This is a genomic window from Helicobacter pylori NCTC 11637 = CCUG 17874 = ATCC 43504 = JCM 12093, from assembly GCF_900478295.1.
Lineage (GTDB): Bacteria > Campylobacterota > Campylobacteria > Campylobacterales > Helicobacteraceae > Helicobacter > Helicobacter pylori.
Window position 1 is genome coordinate 1417858 of record NZ_LS483488.1, and the last position, 22285, is coordinate 1440142.

Here is a 22285-nt window from a genome sequence, read left to right on the forward strand (position 1 = left end):
ACACTACAATAACGATAAAATTTTAAAGGGTGTAAAAGTAGATTATTATGTTTGGCATGGGCTTTTTTGAAATCCTTGTGGTGTTGGTTGTGGCGATTATTTTTTTAGGGCCAGAAAAATTCCCCCAGGCTGTCGTGGATGTGGTGAAGTTTTTTCGCGCGGTTAAAAAAACGCTCAATGACGCTAAGGACACTTTAGATAAAGAAATCAATATTGAAGAAATCAAAAAAGAAACTCTAGAGTATCAAAAACTCTTTGAAAATAAAGTGGAGAGTCTTAAGGGCGTTAAGATTGAAGAATTAGAAGACGCTAAAATAACTGCAGAAAATGAGATTAAAAGCATTCAGGATTTGATGCAAGATTACCAACAAAGCCTAGAAAACAACGCACCCCCTAACCACTCCAATAAAGAAGTTTCCAATGAAGAAGCCTTAAATGAAGAAGTTTCAAGCGATGAACCTCTTAAAGAAGTCCAATTAACAACCGACAACAACGCTAAAGAACACGACAAAGAAAAAGAGCATGTTTGAAGATTTAAAACCGCATTTACAGGAATTAAGAAAGCGTTTGATGGTTTCTGTAGGAACGATTCTAGTGGCGTTTTTGGGGTGCTTTCATTTTTGGAAAAGTATTTTTGAATTTGTTAAAAATTCCTATAAAGGCACGCTCATTCAGCTCTCCCCTATTGAAGGGGTCATGGTAGCGGTTAAAATCAGTTTTTCAGCCGCTATCGTCATTTCCATGCCCATTATTTTTTGGCAATTATGGCTCTTTATCGCTCCAGGGCTTTACAAGAATGAAAAAAAAGTGATTTTGCCTTTTGTGTTTTTTGGGAGTGGGATGTTTTTAATTGGGGCGGCGTTTTCTTATTATGTGGTGTTCCCTTTCATCATTGAATACTTGGCTACTTTTGGGAGCGATGTGTTTGCGGCTAATATTTCTGCGTCCAGTTATGTGAGCTTTTTCACGCGCTTGATTTTAGGCTTTGGCGTGGCGTTTGAATTGCCTGTTTTGGCGTATTTTTTAGCTAAAGTGGGCTTGATTACCGATGCGAGTTTGAAGGCGTATTTCAAATACGCTATTGTAGTGATTTTTATTGTAGCAGCCATTATCACTCCCCCTGATGTGGTGAGTCAAATTTTTATGGCGTTGCCCTTAGTGGGGCTTTATGGGCTTTCTATTTTAATCGCCAAAATGGTCAATCCGGCTCCCAAAGACAACGGAGAAGACAGCGAAAATGGCACCAAAGAGAATTAGTTGAAAGAATTTGATTTAGAAAGCTATAATTACCACTTACCTAAAGAATTGATCGCCAACTACCCCATTTTGCCCAAAGAAAAGGCTAAATTACTCGTCTATGAAAGGCGTTCGCAAAAAATCACACACACCACTTTTGAACATGTTTTAGATTTTTTCCCTAAAAACGCCCTTATTGTGTTGAACGACACTAAAGTGATGAAGGCCAGGCTTTTTGGATCTAAGCATGCCTTTTTGCCATCAAAAACGACCGAAGTGTTTTTCCACCGCTTTTTTAAAGATAATACCGCTCTAACTCAAATCAAGGGCAAGATCAAAGTGGGGGACAAAATCTTTTTTGATGCAAATTATCACGCTGAAGTTTTGGAATTGCTCCATAACGGCCAGCGTTTGATCGCTTTTTATGACAATAAAACCCCCTTAAATCAAGAAAATATCTTAAAACTTTTAGAGCAATACGGGCATATGCCCTTACCCCCTTATATTAAAAGAGCGGATGAAAGTTTGGATGCGCATGAATACCAGAGCGTGTTCGCTAAACACATGGGTGCGGTGGCTGCCCCTACAGCGTCATTGCATTTTTCTCAAAATACCTTAGAAAAATTATTAAAAGATTTTAAGCACGCTTTCTTAACCTTGCATGTGGGGGCTGGGACTTTTCTTGGCGTAGAAACTAAGGATATTAGAGAGCATCAAATCCATACAGAAGTTTTACGCATTCCTAAAAAGAGCCAAGAAATTTTGCAAAAATCCCAAGAGATTTTATGCATCGGCACGACCGCTTTAAGGAGCGTGGAATACTTTAAGCGTTTAGAAAACCCTAATCAAGAGGCGTTTGAATGCGATATATTCTTGCATCTTGCTAATCCTATTTTGCATGTTAATTACTTGCTCACTAATTTCCATTTGCCCAAATCAAGCCTTTTAATGCTTGTAAGCGCGATGATGGGCTTAGAAAAAACCAAAGAAATCTACAAAATAGCCATAGAAAAGAAGTATCGTTTTTATTCTTATGGCGATGGGATGCTGATTTTATGAACCCCTTATTGCAAGATTATGCGCGCATCCTTTTAGAATGGAATCAAACGCACAACTTGAGCGGCGCGAAACGTTTAAGCGAGTTAGAACCCCAGATCACAGACGCTCTAAAACCTTTAGAGTTTATCAAAGATTTTAAAAGTTGTTTGGATATTGGGAGCGGGGCGGGACTTCCTGCTATCCCTTTAGCCCTTGAAAAACCTGAAGTCAAATTCATTCTTTTAGAGCCAAGAATAAAAAGAGCAGCTTTTTTAAACTACCTTAAAAGTGTTTTGCCTTTAAAAAATATTGAAATTATTAAAAAGCGTTTAGAAGATTATCAAAATCTTTTACAAGTGGATTTGATCACTTCTAGAGCGGTCGCTAGCTCTTCTTTTTTGATAGAAAAAAGCCAACGCTTCCTAAAAGATAAGGGGTATTTTTTATTCTATAAAGGCGAGCAGTTAAAAGATGAAATCGCTTGTAAAGACACTGAATGCTTTATGCATCAAAAACGAGTTTATTTTTACAAATCAAAGGAAAGTTTATGTTAAGAATTTTAATCCCCCTACTCATTATCGTGTGGGTTTTATGGCGTTTGTTTTTGAGACAAAAACCCCACAAAGACGACCCCAAAGACAACCACTCTTACACGCAACAGACCCCTAAAGAATTAGAAGATCACATGATTGTATGCTCTAAATGCCAAACCTATGTCTCTAGCAAAGACGCTATTTACAGCGGAGCGGTAGCCTATTGCAGTGAAACTTGTTTGAAGGATAAGAGATAAATATGCTTATTTTAGGACACCCTTTAATCCCTAGCGCTCGTTTTATTTTCATTAAAAACACCGATGCTATTCATTCCAGCGCCAATAACGATATAGTGTGTTTTGAAGCACACCCAAAAAATTTGGAATTAGCTAAGTATTGCTGTGAAAATGGCGTCAATTTTAGCGTGATCTTTTTATCGCACAAGATAGAAACGGACGCCTTTTTTTTATTCAACGCTTTCAAACCGCTCTATTGTATTTTTAAGGATATTAAACAAGCGATACTCGCCCAACAACACGCCACGAATTACTTATTAGATAGCAAAATCTTATTTTTTATGGATTTAAACGATACAGAGTTGTGGGAAATTTGCGCTAAAAATCAAATAGATGGCGTTATTTCTAAAGATTCACTCCCTTTAAAATAAGCCCTTTTTAAACAAATCTTAGTTATAATAAGCCCTTTTTTAAGGGGAGATGTCCGAGTGGTTGAAGGAGCACGCCTGGAACGCGTGTAAGGTGCAAGCCTTCGAGGGTTCGAATCCCTCTCTCTCCGCCATTTAAAAATGCCACGAATGCGAAACAAAAAACAAAAAGCTCCTTTCAAACAAACTGCGCCTTTCAGGGGTTAGAAAGATTTTCATGCCAATTTCTACATCCACCTTATGATACAAAACGATCGTGCGAAACTGCACCCCAAATTTCCCAATAGCCCTGAAATAAGTGTTGTGAAAATTGAAATCTTTTAATGAATCCCAAGTATTCACCACCAAATCTTTGACTTTATTGTTGAGTATCCATGTGTTAGCGGCCAGTTGCAAGCCAAAGAAAAAAGCCCAGCGGTTGATAGGGTTTTTAGCGTAGGCGACCATGAAATCCCCTCCCACCCCATAAGTGAACATGTTCGCTTGCAAAGTAGAGTCATTATTAAAAAGCACATTGCCATAATCTATAAAGAAATAATATCTAGAATAAGCCCAATCGTTTTTAGGATTCACTTCATAGCCTTGAAGGATTGAAGCTCCTTGTAAAAGCTTGTTGGTGTTTAAAGGGCGCATAAACACCGTGCCTATTTGATAAGAAGAAGACATATAACTCAAATTTTCAGCATTTAAAATATTTAAAAAACTTATACTCAGTATTAAAATTCTTAAATAATACACTTACTTGTAAAATCCTTGTCTTTCTTTTTTCAAACCATCCAATGACCCTTTATCGCGCTCAAGAGTTATTTTATTACTTTTAAACGATTATCATAGCAAACAAACTGAATTTTTTTACAAATAAGAACGCTCATTGAACGCTCCATTTAGCCAATGATTATTGTCGGTCAAGGTAATTTTAATCAAAACATGCTATTATTTGGAACGATTTATTATTATAAGGCGTTAGAGACGCTTTGGCTGTTTAAAAAGAGCCTAATTTAAATGCAATCTTAAAAGGAGAAGCACTTTGAAACTACTGGTAGTAGATGATAGCTCAACTATGAGGAGAATTATTAAAAACACACTTTCACGCTTAGGCTATGAAGATGTTTTAGAAGCTGAGCATGGGGTGGAAGCTTGGGAGAAACTAGACGCTAATGCGGACACTAAGGTGCTTATCACAGATTGGAACATGCCTGAAATGAACGGCTTAGATCTCGTTAAAAAGGTGCGCTCCGATAGCCGTTTTAAAGAAATCCCTATTATTATGATCACCACAGAGGGCGGTAAGGCTGAGGTCATTACGGCTTTGAAAGCGGGCGTGAATAACTACATTGTGAAGCCTTTTACCCCCCAAGTTTTGAAAGAAAAATTAGAGGTTGTTTTAGGGACAAACGATTGAGTGTTAAAGCCAATGTATTATGAGTTTTTCTTTATCTTCCCTAAGGAGCGAGAGCTTTTTGAGAGCTTTCTTTTAGACGCCACGCATCTAGCCTTAGAAGAATCAAGCTTAGAAAGTTTAAAAGCGTTTGACGATAAAGAAACCATTGACTTTATAAGCCAATCCAATTGGCGTTATTTCGCCACTCATGACCCCCTAAAAAAAGATTTAAAAGAAAAACCCCCACATCTCAAAAATTTCGTTATTTTACGCTCTCAAAAGGATTTGAACGGCTCGCTCATTCCAGCATTAGAAGCGTTTTGTTTGAGCTTGCAACAAAACCTGCAGAGTGAGTTTGATTTTTTCTATCTTTCACGCAATTTGGCTTCAAAAGACTGGCTAGAAGCTTACAAACAAGCTATTTTGCCGGTGCAATGCGCCAAATTTTACATACACCCTAGTTGGCATCAAAAGCCAAGCCATATCTCTACAGATGATTGCATAATGATTGATCCGGCTTTGGCCTTTGGATCAGGCCATCATGAAAGCACTTCTATGTGTTTGGAACTGCTCTCTGACCTTGATTTAAAACGCAAAAACGCCTTAGATGTGGGCTGTGGGAGCGGGATTTTAAGCATCGCTTTAAAAAAACAAGGCGTTAGCGCTTTAGTAGCTTGCGATACGGATAGTTTAGCCGTTGAAGAAACCCTAAAAAATTTTAGCTTGAATCAAATACCCCTATTAGTGCAAGATAAGGTCATTTATGGCTCTACGCAAAAAATTGAAGGGCGTTTTGATATCATTGTGGCGAACCTTGTCGCTGATGTGATTAAGAGTTTGTATAGTGAATTTGTGCGGCTTTGTAACCACACTCTTATTTTGTCAGGGATTTTAGAAACCCATTTAAACTCTGTTTTACAGATCTATTATAATGGATTTGAGGTTTTAGAACAGCGACAGCGTAACGAATGGGTCGCTCTAAAATTGCTTAAAAAACAACCAATAAATTAAGGATTATAATGAAACCAACGAACGAACCTAAAAAACCTTTTTTTCAAAGTCCCGTTATCCTTGCGGTTCTTGGAGGGATTTTACTCATCTTTTTTCTACGCTCTTTCAATTCTGATGGCAGTTTTTCGGACAATTTCTTAGCTTCTAGCACTAAAAATGTGAGCTATCATGAAATCAAACAGCTCATCAGCAATAATGAAGTGGAAAATGTGAGTATCGGTCAAACTTTGATCAAAGCCAGCCATAAAGAGGGCAACAATCGTGTGATTTATATCGCTAAACGAGTGCCTGATCTAACCTTAGTGCCTTTGTTAGACGAGAAAAAAATCAATTATTCTGGTTTTAGCGAGTCTAACTTTTTTACCGACATGTTAGGGTGGCTCATGCCTATTTTAGTGATTTTAGGGCTATGGATGTTTATGGCAAACCGCATGCAAAAAAATATGGGTGGGGGTATTTTTGGCATGGGGAGCGCGAAAAAACTCATTAACGCTGAAAAACCCAATGTGCGTTTTAATGACATGGCAGGCAATGAAGAAGCCAAAGAAGAGGTGGTAGAAATCGTAGATTTCTTAAAATACCCTGAACGATACGCTAATTTAGGGGCTAAAATCCCTAAAGGCGTGTTATTAGTAGGGCCTCCAGGAACGGGTAAAACCCTTTTAGCCAAAGCGGTGGCCGGCGAAGCGCATGTGCCGTTTTTCTCTATGGGAGGGAGTAGTTTTATTGAAATGTTTGTGGGCTTAGGGGCAAGCAGGGTTAGGGATTTATTTGAAACCGCTAAAAAACAAGCCCCTAGCATCATTTTTATTGATGAAATTGATGCCATAGGTAAAAGCCGAGCGGCTGGAGGCGTAGTGAGCGGGAACGATGAAAGAGAGCAAACCTTAAACCAGCTCTTAGCTGAAATGGATGGTTTTGGGAGCGAAAACGCGCCTGTGATTGTCTTAGCTGCAACGAACCGCCCTGAAATCTTAGACCCGGCCTTAATGCGTCCAGGGCGCTTTGACAGGCAGGTTTTAGTGGATAAGCCTGATTTTAATGGCAGGGTAGAAATCTTAAAAGTGCATATTAAAGGCGTGAAACTCGCTAATGATGTGAATTTGCAAGAAGTCGCCAAACTCACCGCAGGGCTTGCAGGAGCGGATTTAGCGAATATCATCAATGAAGCCGCGCTTTTAGCAGGAAGAAACAACCAAAAAGAAGTCAGGCAACAGCATTTAAAAGAAGCGGTTGAAAGAGGGATTGCAGGGTTAGAAAAGAAAAGCAGGCGCATCAGCCCTAAAGAAAAGAAAATCGTCGCTTATCATGAAAGCGGGCATGCCGTGATTTCTGAAATGACTAAAGGGAGCGCTAGGGTGAATAAAGTTTCTATCATTCCAAGGGGCATGGCGGCTTTAGGCTACACCCTTAACACGCCTGAAGAAAACAAATACTTGATGCAAAAACACGAACTCATCGCTGAAATTGATGTGCTTTTAGGCGGGAGGGCGGCTGAAGATGTCTTTTTGGAAGAAATTTCTACCGGTGCGAGCAACGATTTAGAAAGAGCGACTGATATTATTAAAGGCATGGTGAGTTACTACGGCATGAGCAGTGTCAGTGGGCTTATGGTGTTAGAAAAACAGCGGAACGCCTTTTTAGGAGGTGGTTATGGAAGCAGTAGGGAATTTAGCGAAAAGACCGCAGAAGAAATGGATCTTTTCATTAAAAACTTGCTAGAAGAACGCTATAAACATGTCAAACAAACCTTAAGCGACTATAGAGAAGCGATTGAGATCATGGTCAAAGAATTGTTTGACAAAGAAGTCATTACAGGCGAAAGAGTGCGTGAAATCATCAGCGAATACGAGACCGCCAATAATTTAGAAAGCCGTTTGATCCCTTTAGAAGAGCAAGCGAGTTAAAAGTGCGAGCTTACAAACAGATTTTTGATAAGGGTTTAAAGCCTTATGATAAACATTCTGTTTGTTTAAAGCTTTTTTTTAGATTTTGTTTTCTAAAAACCCGCACTTATCAACAGCGTTATAAAGCGTTTGCTCTAACGCTCTTTTTTTGTGAGTTTTTTAGCGCTTGTAAAATTTTTATTCCCATAATTGATTTTAAAATCGTTTTTATTCCTATTCTAAAAGCCAAGTTAAAAAGAATCTCTAATGCCTATTAACCCTCTCTATCTTTTCCCCAATCTTTTTACCGCTAGCAGTATTTTTTTTAGGCATGATGAGTATTTTTTACGCTTCCAGTTACCAATTTGTCATGGCGTGTTGGTTAGTGGTAGCGAGCCTTATTTTAGACGGGCTTGATGGGCGTGTCGCAAGGCTTACCAACACCACTAGCAAGTTTGGTATAGAATTTGACTCCTTAGCTGATGTAATCGCTTTTGGAGTGGCCCCAAGCCTAATCACTTACTTTTATGTGGGGTATAACTTTGGGCGCATAGGCATGGCGGTGAGTGCGTTGTTTGTGATTTTTGGAGCGATACGATTAGCACGATTCAATATCAGCACCAACACAAGCGACCCCTATTCTTTCATCGGTATCCCCATTCCTGCGGCGGCGGTATTGGTGGTGCTTTGTGTGTTATTGGATAACAAATACCATTTTTTAGAAGGAAATACCGAAAAGTTATTTTTAAGCTTTATTGTTTTATTGGGGGTGCTTATGGTGAGCAATATCCGCTACCCTAATTTTAAAAAAGTCAAATGGAATCTCAAGCTTTTCATCTTAGTGTTGATTTTTTTATCGTTAGTGTTTGTGCGCCCTTTAGAAGCTTTAAGCGTGTTTATGGGGCTGTATTTGATTTATGGCATCATTCGGTGGCTCTTTTTAATGGTAAAAATTATTTTTAATAAAAATAAAAGCGCATGAAAGAATCTTTTTACATAGAGGGAATGACTTGCACGGCGTGTTCTAGTGGGATTGAACGCTCTTTAGGGCGTAAGAGTTTTGTAAAAAAAATAGAAGTGAACCTTTTAAATAAGAGCGCTAACATTGAATTTAACGAAAACGAAACCAATTTAGACGAGATTTTTAAACTCATTGAAAAACTGGGTTATAGCCCTAAAAAAACTCTAGCGGAAGAAAAAAAAGAATTTTTTAGCCCTAATGTTAAATTAGCGTTGGCGGTTATTTTCACGCTTTTTGTGGTGTATCTTTCTATGGGGGCAATGCTTAGTCCTAGCCTTTTACCTGAAAGCTTGCTTACGATTAATAATCATAGTAATTTTTTAAACGCATGCTTACAGCTTATAGGCACGCTCATTGTCATGCATTTGGGGAGGGATTTTTACATTCAAGGGTTTAAAGCCTTATGGCACAGACAACCCAACATGAGTAGCCTTATCGCCATAGGCACAAGCGCTACCTTAATTTCAAGCTTGTGGCAATTGTATTTCGTTTATACAAGCCAGCGGTCTTATGGGCATTATTATTTTGAAAGCGTGTGCGTGATTTTAATGTTTGTGATGGTGGGCAAACGCATTGAAAATGTTTCTAAAGACAAAGCTTTAGACGCTATGCAAGCCTTGATAAAAAACGCCCCAAAAACCGCCCTTAAAATGCAAAATAACCAACAGATTGAAGTTTTAGTGGATAGCATTGTGGTGGGGGATATTTTGAAAGTCCTCCCTGGAAGCGCGATTGCAGTGGATGGCGAAATCATAGAGGGCGAGGGGGAATTAGATGAGAGCATGTTAAGCGGCGAAGCGTTGCCGGTTTATAAAAAAGTCGGCGATAAAGTCTTTTCAGGGACATTCAATAGCCACACGAGTTTTTTAATGAAAGCCACACAAAATAACAAAAACAGCACCTTGTCTCAAATTGTAGAAATGATCCATAACGCTCAAAGCTCAAAGGCAGAGATTTCTCGCTTAGCGGATAAGGTTTCAAGCGTGTTTGTGCCAAGCGTGATCGCTATCGCTATTTTAGCGTTTGTGGTGTGGCTCATCATCGCGCCTAAGCCTGATTTTTGGTGGAATTTTGGAATCGCTTTAGAAGTGTTTGTATCGGTTTTAGTGATTTCTTGCCCTTGTGCTTTAGGATTGGCTACGCCTATGAGCATTTTAGTAGCGAACCAGAAAGCGAGTTCTTTAGGCTTATTTTTTAAAGACGCTAAAAGTTTAGAAAAAGCAAGGCTAGTCAATACGATCGTTTTTGATAAAACTGGCACGCTCACTAACGGCAAGCCTGTCGTTAAAAGCGTTCATTCTAACATAGAATTATTAGAGCTATTGAGTTTAGCGCTCAGTATTGAAAAGAGCAGCGAGCATGTCATCGCTAAAGGGATTGTAGAATACGCAAAAGAGCGTAACGCTCCCTTAAAAGAAATGAGCGGAGTTAAAGTGAAAACGGGTTTTGGCATTAGCGCTAAAACAGATTATCAAGGCGCTAAAGAAATCATCAAAGTGGGCAACAGCGAATTTTTTAACCCTATTAACACGCTAGAAATTCAAGAAAACGGGATTTTAGTGTTTGTGGGTAGAGTGATCAATGAAAAAGAAGACGAGCTTTTAGGGGCGTTTGTTTTAGAAGATTTGCCCAAAAAAGGCGTGAAAGAGCATATCGCTCAAATCAAAAATTTAGGCATTAACACTTTTCTTTTAAGTGGGGACAATAGGGAAAATGTCAAAAAATGCGTGCTTGAATTAGGGATTGATGGTTATATCAGCAACGCCAAACCACAAGACAAGCTCAACAAGATTAAAGAGCTTAAGGAAAAAGGGCAGATCGTGATGATGGTGGGCGATGGCTTGAATGACGCTCCCAGTCTTGCTATGAGCGATGTGGCGGTGGTGATGGCTAAAGGGAGCGATGTGAGCGTGCAAGCAGCGGATATTGTGAGCTTTAACAACGATATTAAATCGGTTTATAGCGCGATTAAATTAAGCCAGGCGACCATTAAAAATATCAAAGAAAATTTGTTTTGGGCTTTTTGTTATAATAGCGTGTTTATCCCTTTAGCTTGTGGGGTTCTTTATAAGGCTAATATCATGTTAAGCCCGGCGATTGCGGGTTTAGCGATGAGTTTAAGCTCTGTGAGTGTGGTCTTAAACTCCCAAAGGCTAAGGAATTTTAAAATTAAGGATCATTGAATGAAAGCAACTTTTCAAGTGCCAAGCATTACTTGTAATCATTGCGTGGATAAAATTGAAAAATTTGTGGGCGAAATTGAAGGCGTGAGCTTTATTGATGCGAGCGTGGAAAAAAAGAGCGTGGTTGTAGAATTTGACGCTCCAGCGACACAGGATTTAATTAAAGAAGCTTTATTAGATGCCGGACAAGAGGTAGTGTGATATAGAAGTAGCGGGTTAATGATAAGGGTGGTTTGATATAAAAATAAGCCAAAGACCGCAGCATTCAAAAGGGTTGTTGTCTTTTAATGCTTTGTTTGGGTGTTTTTACGCCCTTCAATGGTGATTTATCATAACAATAAGGGAAAGAAATTATCGCATTTCCCCCTTTTCTTACTCCAATTTTTTATACATACGGATCTGCCTATTCAAGCCGCTAATTACACCACCCATAAAAAAAGGGAATTACGAGACAGATTGCTTCTGCATTGCGAACGAATCAGTTCACAGATTTTAACAAACAACATGCATAGCTCCATCATTTCATGTTGCCAATAGGGCATAAGCCCCTTATGTATTCAATAGGGACACGAATACGGGGGTTACCATCTTTTAAGTCATTGTCTAATCGCTGTGTTAGGCTATCCATGCGATTATCTCATGCATTCTTTCTAAAACACAATATTGCTAAAAAAGAATGAGATGAACGCATGCTGTAAAGTCTGTTGCTTATGTTATATAGCCTCTTTGTTAAGTCAGGTAATGATAAATAAAGATTTCTAATGTCTGGCATCACTATCCTTTATTGGCGGTTGTCATGTTATATTAGGCGTTGCCTTAAATTTTGTAAACTTTATCCATTCCTACACAAATTTCACTAGGATCATCCCGCTAAACGTGTTGTTTTTGTAAAATTCTATGCGATAGATCCTTTCTTGTTTGTCTAGTGAAAAGCGTTTTTGAAAATCTTTAAACCTAATCGTATAGCCCGCTTCATTAGGCTTACTTTCATTAGAAACGCTAAAACCAATCACATTCGCACGGATATTATCCATAGCATGGATATAAAAACTCTCTTTCACTTCAACCACGCTCCCTATTTTAACCATTTGATCCTTATTGTCAATTTGCATTTTCACTTCTTCTAAAGAATGATCAAACTCTATATAAAAGGGCGATAATCGTGTCATGAGCTTGTTGCCGTATTTTAAAAACACTTCTTGTTTATTTTTGACTAACCCCACAATGTAAGCGTTGCTCTCTATGGGGATTTGTGGGATTTTAGTGTTATTAGGCAAAGGGAAATGATTGAGTTTAGGGCGTAAATTAAAAAGGGGCATTTTAGGCAGAGAGCTGATTTTTGCCCACAAGCTTTTATCATTGATTAGGGCATGCACGCTGTTAGGGTTAAGCTCAAAATCGCGCTTAAAAGGGATATTGAGCTGATTGAGTAAGCCCTCAATGGCTTGCAAGTGGTAAAACACCCTTGATGCTAAAGGGAGTTCTTTGCTGGCTTCATTGGCAAAAGCGCTCTTTTTTTGGTTGATCGCATAAAAAGTTAGGGCTTTTTGCATTTCTGTATCGCCTTGCGCGGTGCGCGTGTTTTTTAAATGATACTCTTCAATGGGGTGCAATAAATGGGCGTTGATGCTCTCAATCGTATTGTTTGCAAAAGCAAGCAAATTAGGGAATTTCGCCCCTTTAACCTCATCTTGATCAATAATAAAGCAATTCCCCCAGCGCTTAGGATTGAGCGTCGCATCAATATAAATAGGGCGATAATACCCACCGCCATCATGCAAGTGCAAGACAGCGTCTATATTGGGTTTTGCAATCAAAGATTTGATTTCTTGGATAGTGGGGTATTCAGGGTCATTCTTGTCTAAAGCGGCAAATTTGCGGTTCATATCCCCATACAAGCCCCTATGATTTCTTAACATGGAAGGCTTATTCAATACCGGAACCACTTCCACCAAGCCTTTTAAAACGCTATAGTGCATTAAAAACAAATTAGTTGCATTAAACCCTCCAGGCTCATCGCCTTGAATCCCTGCTAAAAGCAACAAATGGGGGGCTTTGTCTCTATCTTCTACATTTGTAGGGGCTTTTTCTATCGTTTCTATCGCATGCAAAAACACCCAAGAATACAAACCCCACACTAAAAGCCATATTTTTTTCATCCCATCTCTCTACTATTTGAAACTAAAAGATCGCTAATTATACCTAAAAACCTTTTTAAGGGTGTTTTTTAAAATTTCCATAAAAAAGGAACGAAAAATGCTTGTGAATGATCAATTCTATTTAAAAGGTTTTTTATGGATATTTTAAAAACTCTTCAAAAGCATTTGGGCGATGTTGAAACAAGCGATTTCAAAACCAATGCGATAGAAAAATCCCAACAAATCGCTAAATTCAGTAGGGACATGAAAAATATAAACGAGAGCGTTGGAGCGTTACAAGTCTTGCAAATCGCTTGCAAAAAGCTTTTCAATAAGAGCATGGGTTTAGAAGATAAAGACGCTTTGCAAGCTTCTATCATCAAACAAGAATTGCGAGAAATTGTAGAAAATTGCCAGTTTTTAGCCTCCCCTTTGTTTGACACCCAGCTCAACATTGCCATCCATGATGAAGTTTTTTCCATGATTGTGGCTAATCCTTTGAATTTATTGGAAAATGTTGGCGGGTTTCAAGCTTATTTGGAAGAAAAATTAAACGAAATTAAGGAATTATTAGGCTATTTGAGCGAAAGCCTTTCAAACCCTAAAGCCTTCATGCCAAGTTTTTCAAATCAAAGCCTTAAAGATTTGTTAAGCGATCATTTGAGGGCTTAAAATTCAGCTCTCTAGTTTAGAAAACTTGATTTTCCATAAAAAGAATGAGCCTAGAAACGCTATTACAAATAAGCCCACCAAGTAATAACCAAAGTCTGTAAATTCTAGGCTTTGTAAGGTGTTTAGAAGGCGGTTTTCAAATTTTAAATGGAGTTTCTCGCTAACGACTTGAAAAAGCTCAATCAACCCGATAAAGAGCGCGATAAACACGCTTAAGGCCGTGATAGAGATATTGTAATAGATTTTTCTTAAAGGGGTTTTGAACGCCCAATCATACGCCTTGAGCATGAACGCCCCATCTAAAGTGTCAAACAAACTCATGCCAGCGGCAAAAAGAATGGGTAAAGAGAGCATGCCCACCACACTCACTTTAATCGCGCTGCTAGAGAGGGCCAAAAGCGCGATTTCACTAGCGGTATCAAAACCCAACCCAAAAAGAAAACCGATAGGATAAATATGCCACGACTTGGAGACAAAATTAAACAAGGGTTTAAAAAAGCGATTAAGTAAGCCCCTACTCGTTAAAAGCCGTTCAATCTCTTCATTTTGTTGCTGGCTCAGGCTTTCATTAGAGTGCGATTTTTTGAATATTTTTAATAAATCCAAGAGAATAATCGCATTTAATAGCCCTATAATGAGTAAAAAAAGCCCAGAAACTAAAGTCCCCACTACCCCCCCTATTTCTTCTAGCATCGGCGTGTGTTCTTTAGCCCAAGCGATCGCAAACGCGCTGATGATGGTCATTAAAATCACCACGCTTGAATGCCCCATAGAAAAGTAAAACCCCACACCATAGGCGTTTTTGCCTTGTTGGGTGAGCTTTCTAATGGTGTTGTCTATGCAAGCGATGTGATCCGCATCAAACGCATGCTTTGCCCCTAGCATGTAAGCCATAGACGCCGCCGCATAAAACGAAGCGTTATTGGCCATAAAGAGCAACGCTAAACCCAATGCATGCAAGAACACAATCGCTAAAAAATAAGGAAACCACAATTTCACAACACGCCTTTTTGTAAAAATAATATTTTTTGGATAATTTTAATATAAAAAACGCCAAAAGAAAACAGGTGGTTAAAATTTTGAAAAAAAGAGGATTAAGCTAGTTCTTATATATATACTTCCAAAGCTCAAAGAGCGATCAAAATTTAAAGGAAAAACCATGGCGTATTTGAAATGCATGGGAGAATGGTGTAAAAAGGCGGTTTTTGCGGTCAGTCTGACTTGTTTTTTGGCAAACACTATCCACACAGAGGACAACAAGCCCACTCTCAAGGAAATCTGTGTTAAAGCTGTTAAAACTTGTGATGGGTATTCAGAAAAAAATTGATTGCTACAGCGAGCTTTCGCCTTTTCAAAAATGTCTTGCGAATACGGTAGCAGAAGCACAAAGAACAGGGTGGGATACTGCGGGTGAAGTGGCTACTAAAGTGGCTGAAGGAGCAGGAACTTTAGCTCTTGGAGCGTTTAAAGTGGCTGGATATTTGTTAAAGGGGGTAGCCAATATGCTTTTTTCAAAAGAATATTGTATGAATGTGAGTGATAAGAAATCAGGTAAAATTTGTTGGACTGAACCTTCTATAGAAGATGACTCAGTATATTCAAATGAAATGGAAATGGATATGTGGAAAAAACAGAGAGAAGAGACAGAAGAATAGGAACATAAAAAAATCGCTAGAGATAAAGCCATTCTTGCAAGTTGTCGGCGAGCGTTAAAAGGATAATGACAAGCAATTAACTAATCATTGACCCCCCATCTCTAAAAGAGTGATTTTTCGGCTATTTTGAAGGATTATTTGAGCTAGTTTGAAAGGATTAGGAGAGAAATCTTTTCCAAAAAGGAGCGTGGGTTTAGATACGAAAAATCCGATCAAATTGCCTTGACCCTAGAAACTTTAGGATTTATTTTTTGATTTATTAGGTTTTGTATTCTTTGCAAGCTCTAAAAAATTTTTAAGGGGATTGAGAAGTTTTGATTCAAACTTGATGGCTTTTTTTAATTTTTCATAGTCTTCTTCATATTCATTCTTTACTTTACCGCCTGTATTATCAAAAATATTTTTTTTGGTATATAGATCCTCTAATCCAAGCGCTTCTAAATAGGCATACCACATACTTTTTCTAATGTTTTTAATCGGTTTGTAATGTTCTTTCTTTTTAATACAATCTAAATAACTTTCAAAACAATTTATGAACTCTTTGTGGTTAGCAATCTCTGATAATAGGGTTTCTAAATCACCATCATCTTGATTATTAGGGAATAAAAAGATTTGTTCTCTTGGAAAATCAATCCCTTTTTCTTTGAATTCTTCACGAATATACTTAAGCTTATTATCAAAACCCGCATCCCTTTCTTGACTCTCTTTCTTGTCTGCATCAAAAATAATGCACACTTGTTTATATGCTTGATCTTTATTATTTAAAATATTCTCGATTCTTTTACAAAATTCATCTGAGAATAATTTATTTTTACCTTCTACATAGATTATATCAAAATGATCTCGATCAAAATGATCTTCATTTTTCCAAACATTAAGACACCAACTTAGAAAATTTTTATCACTTTTTCCTTCTGTATAAATGAGTGTCTTTTTACTCATAATTATTTTCCTTAAACCTTTCTTTACCTCCAAAAAGATTGGCATGATTCTTGAAATAAAGAGATAAATTTTCTCCATAATAAGGCTCTGCAACGATTGAACCATTGTATTGTTCTAAGCAAAACAACTTAGTTTGATGCGCAAAATCCTTTTCTCTGATAACTTGATCTAAAATTTCTATAAATTCTTGGTTGTGGGTAGTCATAAACACTTGCAAATTACCTTCTTTATTATTATTGATAAAATCAATAATATTTTTTAACAATAACCCCATGCGAGAAAAATGCAAGCCATTTTCCACTTCATCAATATAAATCGTTTTTGCGTTATTGGCAATAAAAGTACTTACAATATACAAATACTTAATCAAACCATCACCAAACATAGATAATGGGATTTTTTCTCTTATACCTTTCACTTTTAATTTGAGTTGGTTGTTGGCACTAAACCTGATGGCTTGAATACTTTTATCAAATTGATTAAGCCTTTCATTTAATTCTTTTTCTAATTGGTTTTCATCAAGAATCTTACGCATTGCTTGAATGATATTAGGATCCATAATATGGATAGCATTAGGGTTCATAATATCTCGCTTGCGAGCAACATCGCTAGGCGTTATGATAGCAGTGCTTTCAAAGGGTAGAAGTTCTTGCAATTGACTAGGTTCAAAATTCTTAAATTGCCTGTTGTAGCCTGACTGATTAGGAATTGGTGGAAAATTAGGAATTTTAGTAATATTCAAGTGATCGTTATAGATTTCTCTATTGTTTTTCTTAAGAGTGAAATTAAGCCGAGAGAATTCTTGAGCATGCTCTACTGTGGGTATTATTTGCGACTCTATTACCTTTTGTTTTTCATTGGCTATGAATTTTATTTGTAAGTCTAAGGTTTGATTGTTCTCTAAAGTTGTGGTGATTTGTATTTTTTTCTCGGTGTCTAAACCATAAAACATTAAGCTTTTTGATTCTGATGTTAAGGGCTCTTTGCGTATATTGTCATAAATTTCTAATACATTAGTGCATGGGTGCATGGATTTACCTACCAAATAATACAACGCTTCTAACAAATTGGATTTGCCCGCATTGTTTTGGCCGGTGATAATATTAAGTTTGGTAAAACCATCAATTTTAGTGTTCTTAAAATTCTTAAAATTTTTGATGCGAACAGACTGAATCATTAAATCCCCTTATCCAAGCAGAAATTGACGCTAAATTTTGGCATTATAGCGCATGCAATTACGACAAAATTTTAAAAGAACTTGAGAACAAACGATCTGATGGGATCGGTTCATCTCTTTTCGTTCAAAAACCTGACCCATTCGTCTCTGTCAATCAAAAGCACTTCGTTAGCTTGAGCCAGTTTTTGAGCGGCTTGCGTGAAATAGCTATTGGTGATCACGCAAGCTTTTTCGCAAGCGTAGTAAGCTTTAGAAGAGACCACCTCTTGAATGGCTTTGGGCGAAACCTTATGCGAGTAGCGTTTGGCTTGAACCGCCCACTTGATGCCGTCTTTTTCTATGATCAAATCCGCTCCATAATCGCCGCTTTTTTGCGTGATACTCACTTCAAAACCCTTTGAAGTGAAAAAGATTTTGGCGTATTCTTCAAATTCAAAGCCGTTCATGGCGTCTATTTTTTGTAAGGTGCGTTTGAGTTGGTGCTTCTTATACGAAGAAACAACGCCTTGAAAAAGCACTAACATGGAAAAAACGCCAAGAATTGACAACAATTTTAAAAGCAAATCATTAGCTGAGGTTGCCAATTTCAATTCTAGGGCTTTTTCCAATAAAACATGCCAAATTAAATAAATCCCTACCGAAAACAAAATGACAAAAATAAAAAATACAATCTTTTTCATGCCTTAAAGCCACTCTGCATTTTCTATAGCGTTCAAACGCTTTTCTAAACCCTCCATAAGAGAATAGTAAGCCTTATTAAGGGCCTTGATTAAAGCGTTATGATAGGATTTGTTCTCTTGGGAAAAAAGAGAGGGGTTATCGCCCAAACGATTAGCGTAATAAACAGGCACGCTGAAAGCGGTGGGGATTAAAAGGGTGTCAAACGGGCAAGTGGTTTGCGGGACGCATTCTAAAATCAAGCTCGCTTGAAGGTTTAAAAACCGCATGACGGATTTTGGGTCAGCGTTAGGCTCAATAGTCTTTTTAAGCCTTTCTTTAATGGCTTTTAAATCTTTAGGATTCTCTTCAAAAGAAAAAAAAACATTGCCTGAAACATTGAGAATAAAAGCGCTTTTATCTTTTAAAAAATAAGCGATTTGCTGGGCGATCGCTTTTTTAAATTCTTTTTGGTAAAAGGGCGGCACAAAATGAGCGTTAAAAAAGATTTTAGGGGGGGTTAAAGTGGAAGCGGTTTTTAAAGCGCTATTTTTGGGGTAATCTTTATATTTTAAATGAAGCGTCGTTTTGTTGAAAAACTGACACCCTAGTAAAATAAAAGCAACACCAACGCTTAAAACCCTTAGCATTCTATCAAACGCCCATGCTCTAATTTCACATGCTTAGTGGCTAATTTAAGCGTGCTTGGGTTGTGCGAAATAAGAATGATCAAGCGGTTTTGTTTCAATTCTAAAATGCTTTGTTTAACGCTCTCTTCTGTGTTATTATCTAAAGCGGAAGTGGCTTCATCAAAGATTAAAACTTGAGCGTCTTTATACAAAGCTCTTGCAATGGCGATTCTTTGGCGTTGGCCACCGCTAAGATTAGCGCCAAATTCATCTAAAACGCTCTCTATCCCATGAGGCATTTTTTCCACAAAATCTAAGGCTTGAGCTTTTTTTAGGCATTCTTTGATTTTTACCTCATCAATTTCTAAACCATACGCCACATTTTCAGCCACGCTCCCGTTAAAAATAAACACCCTTTGAGTGACAACGCTAATCTTTTCTCTTAAGGATTTTTGAGTGATGCTCTCTATTTTTTGATCATTGATGAAAATTTCACCTTTGCTTGGCTCATAAAGGCGTAAGATCAGATTCACTAATGAGCTTTTACCGCTTCCGCTTTCGCCCTTTAAAGCGATGATTTCATTTTGTTGGAATTTCAAACTAATATCGCTTAAAACATAACGCTCTTGATTGTCTAACGCATAAGCCAGCCATACCTTTTTAAATTCTATGGTGTGTATGGCGTTATTTAGCGTCAATTCCCCATCAACAATAGCCGGCTCTCTTTCTAAAATCTCATGGATCCTGTCGCTAGCGACTAAGGCTTCTTGAAAATTAGAAACAATCCTGGTTAAGCGTTTGATCGGCGTATAGAGCATAAAAAGGGCCGTGATGAAAGAAAAAAAACGCCCCCACGCTAATATGGCCTCTAATCACTTCATTCCCCCCTAAATAAATCACTAACGCTATAGCGATTGAGCCTAAAAACTCCATTAAAGGCGAAGAAATTTCAGCCACGGCGATGTTTTTGATACCGATTTTAAAAAACGCTTCATTTTCTTTCACAAAAGCCTTATGCTCTAATTTTTCGCCATTAGAGATTTTAATCGCTTCCACATTGTTAAAGACTTCACTCAAACGAGCGGTGATTTTGGCGTTACTCTCTTGATGGGATTTAGCGAGTTTTTTAACCTTACGAATGATTTTACTGATAGGAATAGCAGCTAGCGGCATGATCACTAGCCCCACTAACGCTAATTTAGGGCTTTGATAGATCACCACCCCCACTAACCCGACAATCGTTAGCCCCTCTCTTATGCTCTCTGAAAGATAATTGGACAAACTCGCTCTAATCAAACCTATATCATTGGTGATCCTTGCGATCAATTCGCCCTTTTTAGTCCTGTTAAAAAAATCCATTTCCATTTTGAGAAGGCTTTCTAACATGGTGTTGCGTATTTTTTTGACAATATCAAGCCCAATAAAGTTAGTGAAATAAGTGCCTAAATACATGCCCCCACTCTTACCCAAATACGCCAAAATCACTAAAAAAGGCAGGATTTTGAGCATGTGAGTGTCTTTATTGATAAAAATTTCATCTAAAGTGGGCTTGACTAAATAAGTCCCCCAAGCCGTGCTTAAAGCCACCACTAAAGAAGAAAATAAAACCACTATAAAACTTTTATAATGCTCTTTAAGGTATTTAGAATACCGCCTGAAAAAGAGTTTCAAATGCTTAACCTTTGGATTTGATTAAACTTATATTATAGTGTTTTTATTAAGGGATTTTTAACGCTTTAATAAACAGCTTAAAGCGATTGGTTAGAATTTAGCGCTAAGGGTTGTCATCAAATGGCTCCTGTCTGAATAAAGCGCTTTAGAGCCGGGCGTGGGTCTGTAACTCCCTACCGTAAAGCCTGAATGCGTCATCACGCCAAAATATTCTAATTTCACGCTCGCTGTCAAACTCTTGCTGATCTTATAGCCCACATTAACAGCCGCGCTCGCTTCATTGGCTAAAGTGCCGCTAGTCCAACGCCATAAAGTCCCCCACAGCCATTTTTTATGCACGCCCCCACCAAAAAACCCAACCAGAGACGGCATCAGCGGTTACCACATGGCTTAAGGCTTGCCCTATATCATAAACGCTATTGGTCCAAAAATCAATGCCTAAAGGGTTTCCTGTCGTGCCGATGTAAGCGTTGGCGTTTTTCCACACTTTATAAAACGCTCCCCCAAAATTAAATTCATTGTAATCAAATCGTTGCCTAATGAGCAAGCTTTGCCCGGCAGTGCCAGCCTTTATAGCGTAACGATAAGTATCTCTTCTTAAGGGGGCATGGACAGGGAGCAAAATATAAGCTTTTGTTTCGGATCTAAAGCCCACGCCATCAAAATTAGGGTTACTATCATAGCCTACAACCACCCCAGGGCTATAATAAGTCCCGGGCGAAAATTGGAAAAAAGGGCTGACGCTAACCCCTTTTCTTTCGTAAGTGTAATCCACTAAATGGATACCATAATTCAGAGTGTGCCCGTTTTTAACCACGGTTCTTGGAGAATAAAAATCATAAATCCACTCCCCATAAGCGAACGCCCTACCCCATGAGCTAAACCACCATAATTTGTGGCTTCCCTCATTTTTATCCTTAACTTTAGCGCTGATTTCAAAGCCTTGCGTGTAACCGCTCATATAAGGAGCACTGGATTGATAACGCCCTCCCTTAGCTAAAAAAATATCTTTATAACGGTATTCTAAAAAAGCGTTATTCATCAAGTAATTACGGCGGATTTTATTGGCCCTAGCGTTCCCACACGCTATAGAATCAATCACCTTGCCATCAGATCCAAGCGCGCACTCATGGATACTCGTGCCATCAAGCAAGGCTCTTTTACCCCCTAAATAACCATCCCAATAACCGATGTAGTTATAAATAACCGATCCGCCTTGATTGAATTTGGTGTCATCATAAGCGACCCCTCCTAGCGTGCCACCGACTTTTCCCTCTAAAACATGCCCTTGATCTTTAAGGCCTTTGGATAAAAAATCCGCATAGATATTGCCCTGCCCTACAGCGGTTACAAAGGTTTCTGTAGGATAAATCCCCCTAGCTATATCAATCTTTTTTTTATTAAAGCCAACCTTAGAAAAGGACTCCGCTGAAACTTCAATTTTATAATCAAACGCTTGCAAAGAAGCGCTTAAGCTTAAAACATATAACCCGCAAAAAACTTTATTCTTTAAAGGCGCGCTATTTTTCATCTCCATTCCCTTTTAATATTAAAAATATTTTTAATACTATATGATTTTTAACCGATCTAAAAGACAAAGAACGCTATCAAGTTATTTATTTATTTTTAACTCAATTGTTTTAAAAAAATAACAAAAATATTTTAATTTTATCATAAAAATGAGAGAAATTAAATCAAGATCTAATCAAAGTGGGGTTTTTGTGCCGTTTTATAACCAAACCCATTTTTTAATATGAAAGTTCTTGTATTGATTGTAAAAAACGCCAAAAA

The 22285-nt window shown here is 38.0% G+C and carries 22 protein-coding genes, 1 tRNA gene and 4 pseudogenes; 17 read left to right on the top strand and 10 right to left on the bottom strand.

Translation table 11 applies throughout. The features are described from left to right. Window positions 1–47: 47 nt before the first annotated feature. The 7 genes from tatB to DQL14_RS07130 all read left to right on the top strand — a co-directional run bounded on the left by tatB (window position 48) and on the right by DQL14_RS07130 (window position 3605). Window positions 48–530 carry a Sec-independent protein translocase protein TatB gene (tatB, locus tag DQL14_RS07100; RefSeq protein WP_108169224.1) on the top strand — a complete coding sequence of 161 codons (483 nt, stop codon included), beginning with the start codon at window positions 48–50 and terminating at the stop codon, window positions 528–530. Next, a complete protein-coding gene (gene tatC, locus DQL14_RS07105) occupies window positions 523–1257 on the top strand; it encodes a twin-arginine translocase subunit TatC (protein WP_079340971.1) in 735 nt (244 codons plus the stop codon). Before tatB ends, tatC begins: the two co-directional genes overlap by 8 nt. Then, entirely contained in the window at window positions 1258–2295 is a 1038-nt protein-coding gene (queA, locus tag DQL14_RS07110) for a tRNA preQ1(34) S-adenosylmethionine ribosyltransferase-isomerase QueA (protein ID WP_108169225.1), read from the top strand. It begins immediately after the preceding gene. Then, window positions 2292–2828, top strand: a complete 537-nt coding sequence (gene rsmG / locus DQL14_RS07115; RefSeq protein ID WP_001068845.1) for a 16S rRNA (guanine(527)-N(7))-methyltransferase RsmG — start codon at window positions 2292–2294, stop codon at window positions 2826–2828. Before queA ends, rsmG begins: the two co-directional genes overlap by 4 nt. Beyond that, window positions 2822–3064: a PP0621 family protein gene (locus DQL14_RS07120; protein WP_000944406.1), complete on the top strand. Its 243-nt coding sequence runs from the start codon at window positions 2822–2824 to the stop codon at window positions 3062–3064. Before rsmG ends, DQL14_RS07120 begins: the two co-directional genes overlap by 7 nt. Window positions 3065–3066: 2 nt before the next feature. Next, window positions 3067–3474 (top strand): hypothetical protein, encoded by a 408-nt coding sequence (locus DQL14_RS07125; protein ID WP_108169226.1) that lies wholly within the window; start codon window positions 3067–3069, stop codon window positions 3472–3474. A 43-nt stretch (window positions 3475–3517) separates the two neighbouring features. Beyond that, window positions 3518–3605: transfer RNA gene (locus DQL14_RS07130), tRNA-Ser, on the top strand. Between the two features lies 1 nt (window position 3606). Here DQL14_RS07130 and DQL14_RS07135 read toward each other — a convergent pair. Continuing rightward, window positions 3607–4209 carry an outer membrane protein gene (locus tag DQL14_RS07135; protein WP_000291636.1) on the bottom strand — a complete coding sequence of 201 codons (603 nt, stop codon included), beginning with the start codon at window positions 4207–4209 and terminating at the stop codon, window positions 3607–3609. Between the two features lie 289 nt (window positions 4210–4498). Here DQL14_RS07135 and DQL14_RS07140 point away from each other — a divergent pair, with 289 nt between their 5' ends. From DQL14_RS07140 to copP, 7 genes and pseudogenes are all read left to right on the top strand, one after another. Continuing rightward, window positions 4499–4873: a chemotaxis response regulator CheY gene (locus DQL14_RS07140; protein WP_000772151.1), complete on the top strand. Its 375-nt coding sequence runs from the start codon at window positions 4499–4501 to the stop codon at window positions 4871–4873. Then, window positions 4874–5863, top strand: a complete 990-nt coding sequence (gene prmA / locus DQL14_RS07145) for a 50S ribosomal protein L11 methyltransferase (RefSeq protein ID WP_108169227.1) — start codon at window positions 4874–4876, stop codon at window positions 5861–5863. Between the two features lie 8 nt (window positions 5864–5871). Continuing rightward, window positions 5872–7770, top strand: a complete 1899-nt coding sequence (gene ftsH, locus DQL14_RS07150) for an ATP-dependent zinc metalloprotease FtsH (RefSeq protein ID WP_064437384.1) — start codon at window positions 5872–5874, stop codon at window positions 7768–7770. A 2-nt stretch (window positions 7771–7772) separates the two neighbouring features. After that, window positions 7773–8027, top strand: a complete 255-nt coding sequence (locus DQL14_RS07155; protein WP_001203123.1) for a hypothetical protein — start codon at window positions 7773–7775, stop codon at window positions 8025–8027. Continuing rightward, window positions 8017–8731, top strand: a pseudogene (gene pssA, locus DQL14_RS07160) (CDP-diacylglycerol--serine O-phosphatidyltransferase). The gene DQL14_RS07155 and the pseudogene pssA overlap by 11 nt, the downstream one beginning before the upstream one ends. Beyond that, window positions 8728–10953, top strand: a complete 2226-nt coding sequence (gene copA / locus DQL14_RS07165; protein ID WP_108169228.1) for a copper-translocating P-type ATPase CopA — start codon at window positions 8728–8730, stop codon at window positions 10951–10953. The pseudogene pssA and the gene copA overlap by 4 nt, the downstream one beginning before the upstream one ends. After that, window positions 10954–11154 carry a copper-binding metallochaperone CopP gene (gene copP / locus DQL14_RS07170; RefSeq protein WP_000648261.1) on the top strand — a complete coding sequence of 67 codons (201 nt, stop codon included), beginning with the start codon at window positions 10954–10956 and terminating at the stop codon, window positions 11152–11154. A gap of 171 nt (window positions 11155–11325) precedes the next feature. Here copP and DQL14_RS08900 read toward each other — a convergent pair. Together DQL14_RS08900 and csd4 are read right to left on the bottom strand one after the other, a co-directional pair. After that, window positions 11326–11581: pseudogene (locus tag DQL14_RS08900) on the bottom strand (hypothetical protein). 214 nt (window positions 11582–11795) lie between these two features. After that, window positions 11796–13112, bottom strand: coding sequence for a DL-carboxypeptidase Csd4 (csd4, locus tag DQL14_RS07175; RefSeq protein WP_108169229.1), 1317 nt, complete (start codon window positions 13110–13112; stop codon window positions 11796–11798). A 135-nt stretch (window positions 13113–13247) separates the two neighbouring features. Between csd4 and DQL14_RS07180 the strand changes: the two genes are divergently transcribed. Then, window positions 13248–13763 carry a flagellar FLiS export co-chaperone gene (locus DQL14_RS07180; protein WP_108169230.1) on the top strand — a complete coding sequence of 172 codons (516 nt, stop codon included), beginning with the start codon at window positions 13248–13250 and terminating at the stop codon, window positions 13761–13763. Between the two features lie 3 nt (window positions 13764–13766). Here the strand turns inward: DQL14_RS07180 and DQL14_RS07185 are convergent, their stop codons facing one another. Next, a complete protein-coding gene (locus DQL14_RS07185) occupies window positions 13767–14762 on the bottom strand; it encodes a HoxN/HupN/NixA family nickel/cobalt transporter (protein WP_108169231.1) in 996 nt (331 codons plus the stop codon). A gap of 160 nt (window positions 14763–14922) precedes the next feature. Here DQL14_RS07185 and DQL14_RS08725 point away from each other — a divergent pair, with 160 nt between their 5' ends. Further along, window positions 14923–15090 carry a hypothetical protein gene (locus tag DQL14_RS08725; RefSeq protein WP_230077970.1) on the top strand — a complete coding sequence of 56 codons (168 nt, stop codon included), beginning with the start codon at window positions 14923–14925 and terminating at the stop codon, window positions 15088–15090. Then, window positions 15044–15418 carry a hypothetical protein gene (locus DQL14_RS08730; protein WP_231952827.1) on the top strand — a complete coding sequence of 125 codons (375 nt, stop codon included), beginning with the start codon at window positions 15044–15046 and terminating at the stop codon, window positions 15416–15418. Before DQL14_RS08725 ends, DQL14_RS08730 begins: the two co-directional genes overlap by 47 nt. A 237-nt stretch (window positions 15419–15655) precedes the next feature. On the opposite strand, the gene DQL14_RS07195 is transcribed toward DQL14_RS08730, so the two are convergent. The 6 genes and pseudogenes from DQL14_RS07195 to hofB form a co-directional block, all read right to left on the bottom strand. After that, window positions 15656–16360 carry a DUF3226 domain-containing protein gene (locus DQL14_RS07195; RefSeq protein ID WP_053576584.1) on the bottom strand — a complete coding sequence of 235 codons (705 nt, stop codon included), beginning with the start codon at window positions 16358–16360 and terminating at the stop codon, window positions 15656–15658. Then, window positions 16353–17537, bottom strand: coding sequence for an AAA family ATPase (locus DQL14_RS07200; RefSeq protein WP_000616489.1), 1185 nt, complete (start codon window positions 17535–17537; stop codon window positions 16353–16355). Before DQL14_RS07200 ends, DQL14_RS07195 begins: the two co-directional genes overlap by 8 nt. A gap of 110 nt (window positions 17538–17647) precedes the next feature. Then, window positions 17648–18217: a restriction endonuclease gene (locus DQL14_RS07205; protein WP_108169232.1), complete on the bottom strand. Its 570-nt coding sequence runs from the start codon at window positions 18215–18217 to the stop codon at window positions 17648–17650. A gap of 3 nt (window positions 18218–18220) precedes the next feature. Further along, window positions 18221–18844 carry a neuraminyllactose-binding hemagglutinin family protein gene (locus DQL14_RS07210; RefSeq protein WP_108169233.1) on the bottom strand — a complete coding sequence of 208 codons (624 nt, stop codon included), beginning with the start codon at window positions 18842–18844 and terminating at the stop codon, window positions 18221–18223. After that, window positions 18838–20494, bottom strand: a pseudogene (locus tag DQL14_RS07215) (ABC transporter ATP-binding protein). Before DQL14_RS07215 ends, DQL14_RS07210 begins: the two are co-directional and overlap by 7 nt. A 90-nt stretch (window positions 20495–20584) precedes the next feature. Then, window positions 20585–22025: pseudogene (hofB, locus tag DQL14_RS07220) on the bottom strand (outer membrane beta-barrel protein HofB). Window positions 22026–22285 lie beyond the last annotated feature (260 nt).

Bases quoted from the DNA above. Each gene is read 5' to 3' on its own strand.
- csd4 (WP_108169229.1), bottom strand. From the start codon at position 13,112: ATGAAAAAAATATGGCTTTTAGTGTGGGGTTTGTATTCTTGGGTGTTT.
- tatB (WP_108169224.1), top strand. From the start codon at position 48: ATGTTTGGCATGGGCTTTTTTGAAATCCTTGTGGTGTTGGTTGTGGCG.
- DQL14_RS08725 (WP_230077970.1), top strand. From the start codon at position 14,923: ATGGCGTATTTGAAATGCATGGGAGAATGGTGTAAAAAGGCGGTTTTT.
- rsmG (WP_001068845.1), top strand. From the start codon at position 2,292: ATGAACCCCTTATTGCAAGATTATGCGCGCATCCTTTTAGAATGGAAT.
- DQL14_RS07120 (WP_000944406.1), top strand. From the start codon at position 2,822: ATGTTAAGAATTTTAATCCCCCTACTCATTATCGTGTGGGTTTTATGG.
- copP (WP_000648261.1), top strand. From the start codon at position 10,954: ATGAAAGCAACTTTTCAAGTGCCAAGCATTACTTGTAATCATTGCGTG.
- DQL14_RS07210 (WP_108169233.1), bottom strand. From the start codon at position 18,844: ATGCTAAGGGTTTTAAGCGTTGGTGTTGCTTTTATTTTACTAGGGTGT.
- copA (WP_108169228.1), top strand. From the start codon at position 8,728: ATGAAAGAATCTTTTTACATAGAGGGAATGACTTGCACGGCGTGTTCT.
- DQL14_RS07205 (WP_108169232.1), bottom strand. From the start codon at position 18,217: ATGAAAAAGATTGTATTTTTTATTTTTGTCATTTTGTTTTCGGTAGGG.
- DQL14_RS07180 (WP_108169230.1), top strand. From the start codon at position 13,248: ATGGATATTTTAAAAACTCTTCAAAAGCATTTGGGCGATGTTGAAACA.
- DQL14_RS07195 (WP_053576584.1), bottom strand. From the start codon at position 16,360: ATGAGTAAAAAGACACTCATTTATACAGAAGGAAAAAGTGATAAAAAT.
- tatC (WP_079340971.1), top strand. From the start codon at position 523: ATGTTTGAAGATTTAAAACCGCATTTACAGGAATTAAGAAAGCGTTTG.
- DQL14_RS07200 (WP_000616489.1), bottom strand. From the start codon at position 17,537: ATGATTCAGTCTGTTCGCATCAAAAATTTTAAGAATTTTAAGAACACT.
- DQL14_RS07125 (WP_108169226.1), top strand. From the start codon at position 3,067: ATGCTTATTTTAGGACACCCTTTAATCCCTAGCGCTCGTTTTATTTTC.
- ftsH (WP_064437384.1), top strand. From the start codon at position 5,872: ATGAAACCAACGAACGAACCTAAAAAACCTTTTTTTCAAAGTCCCGTT.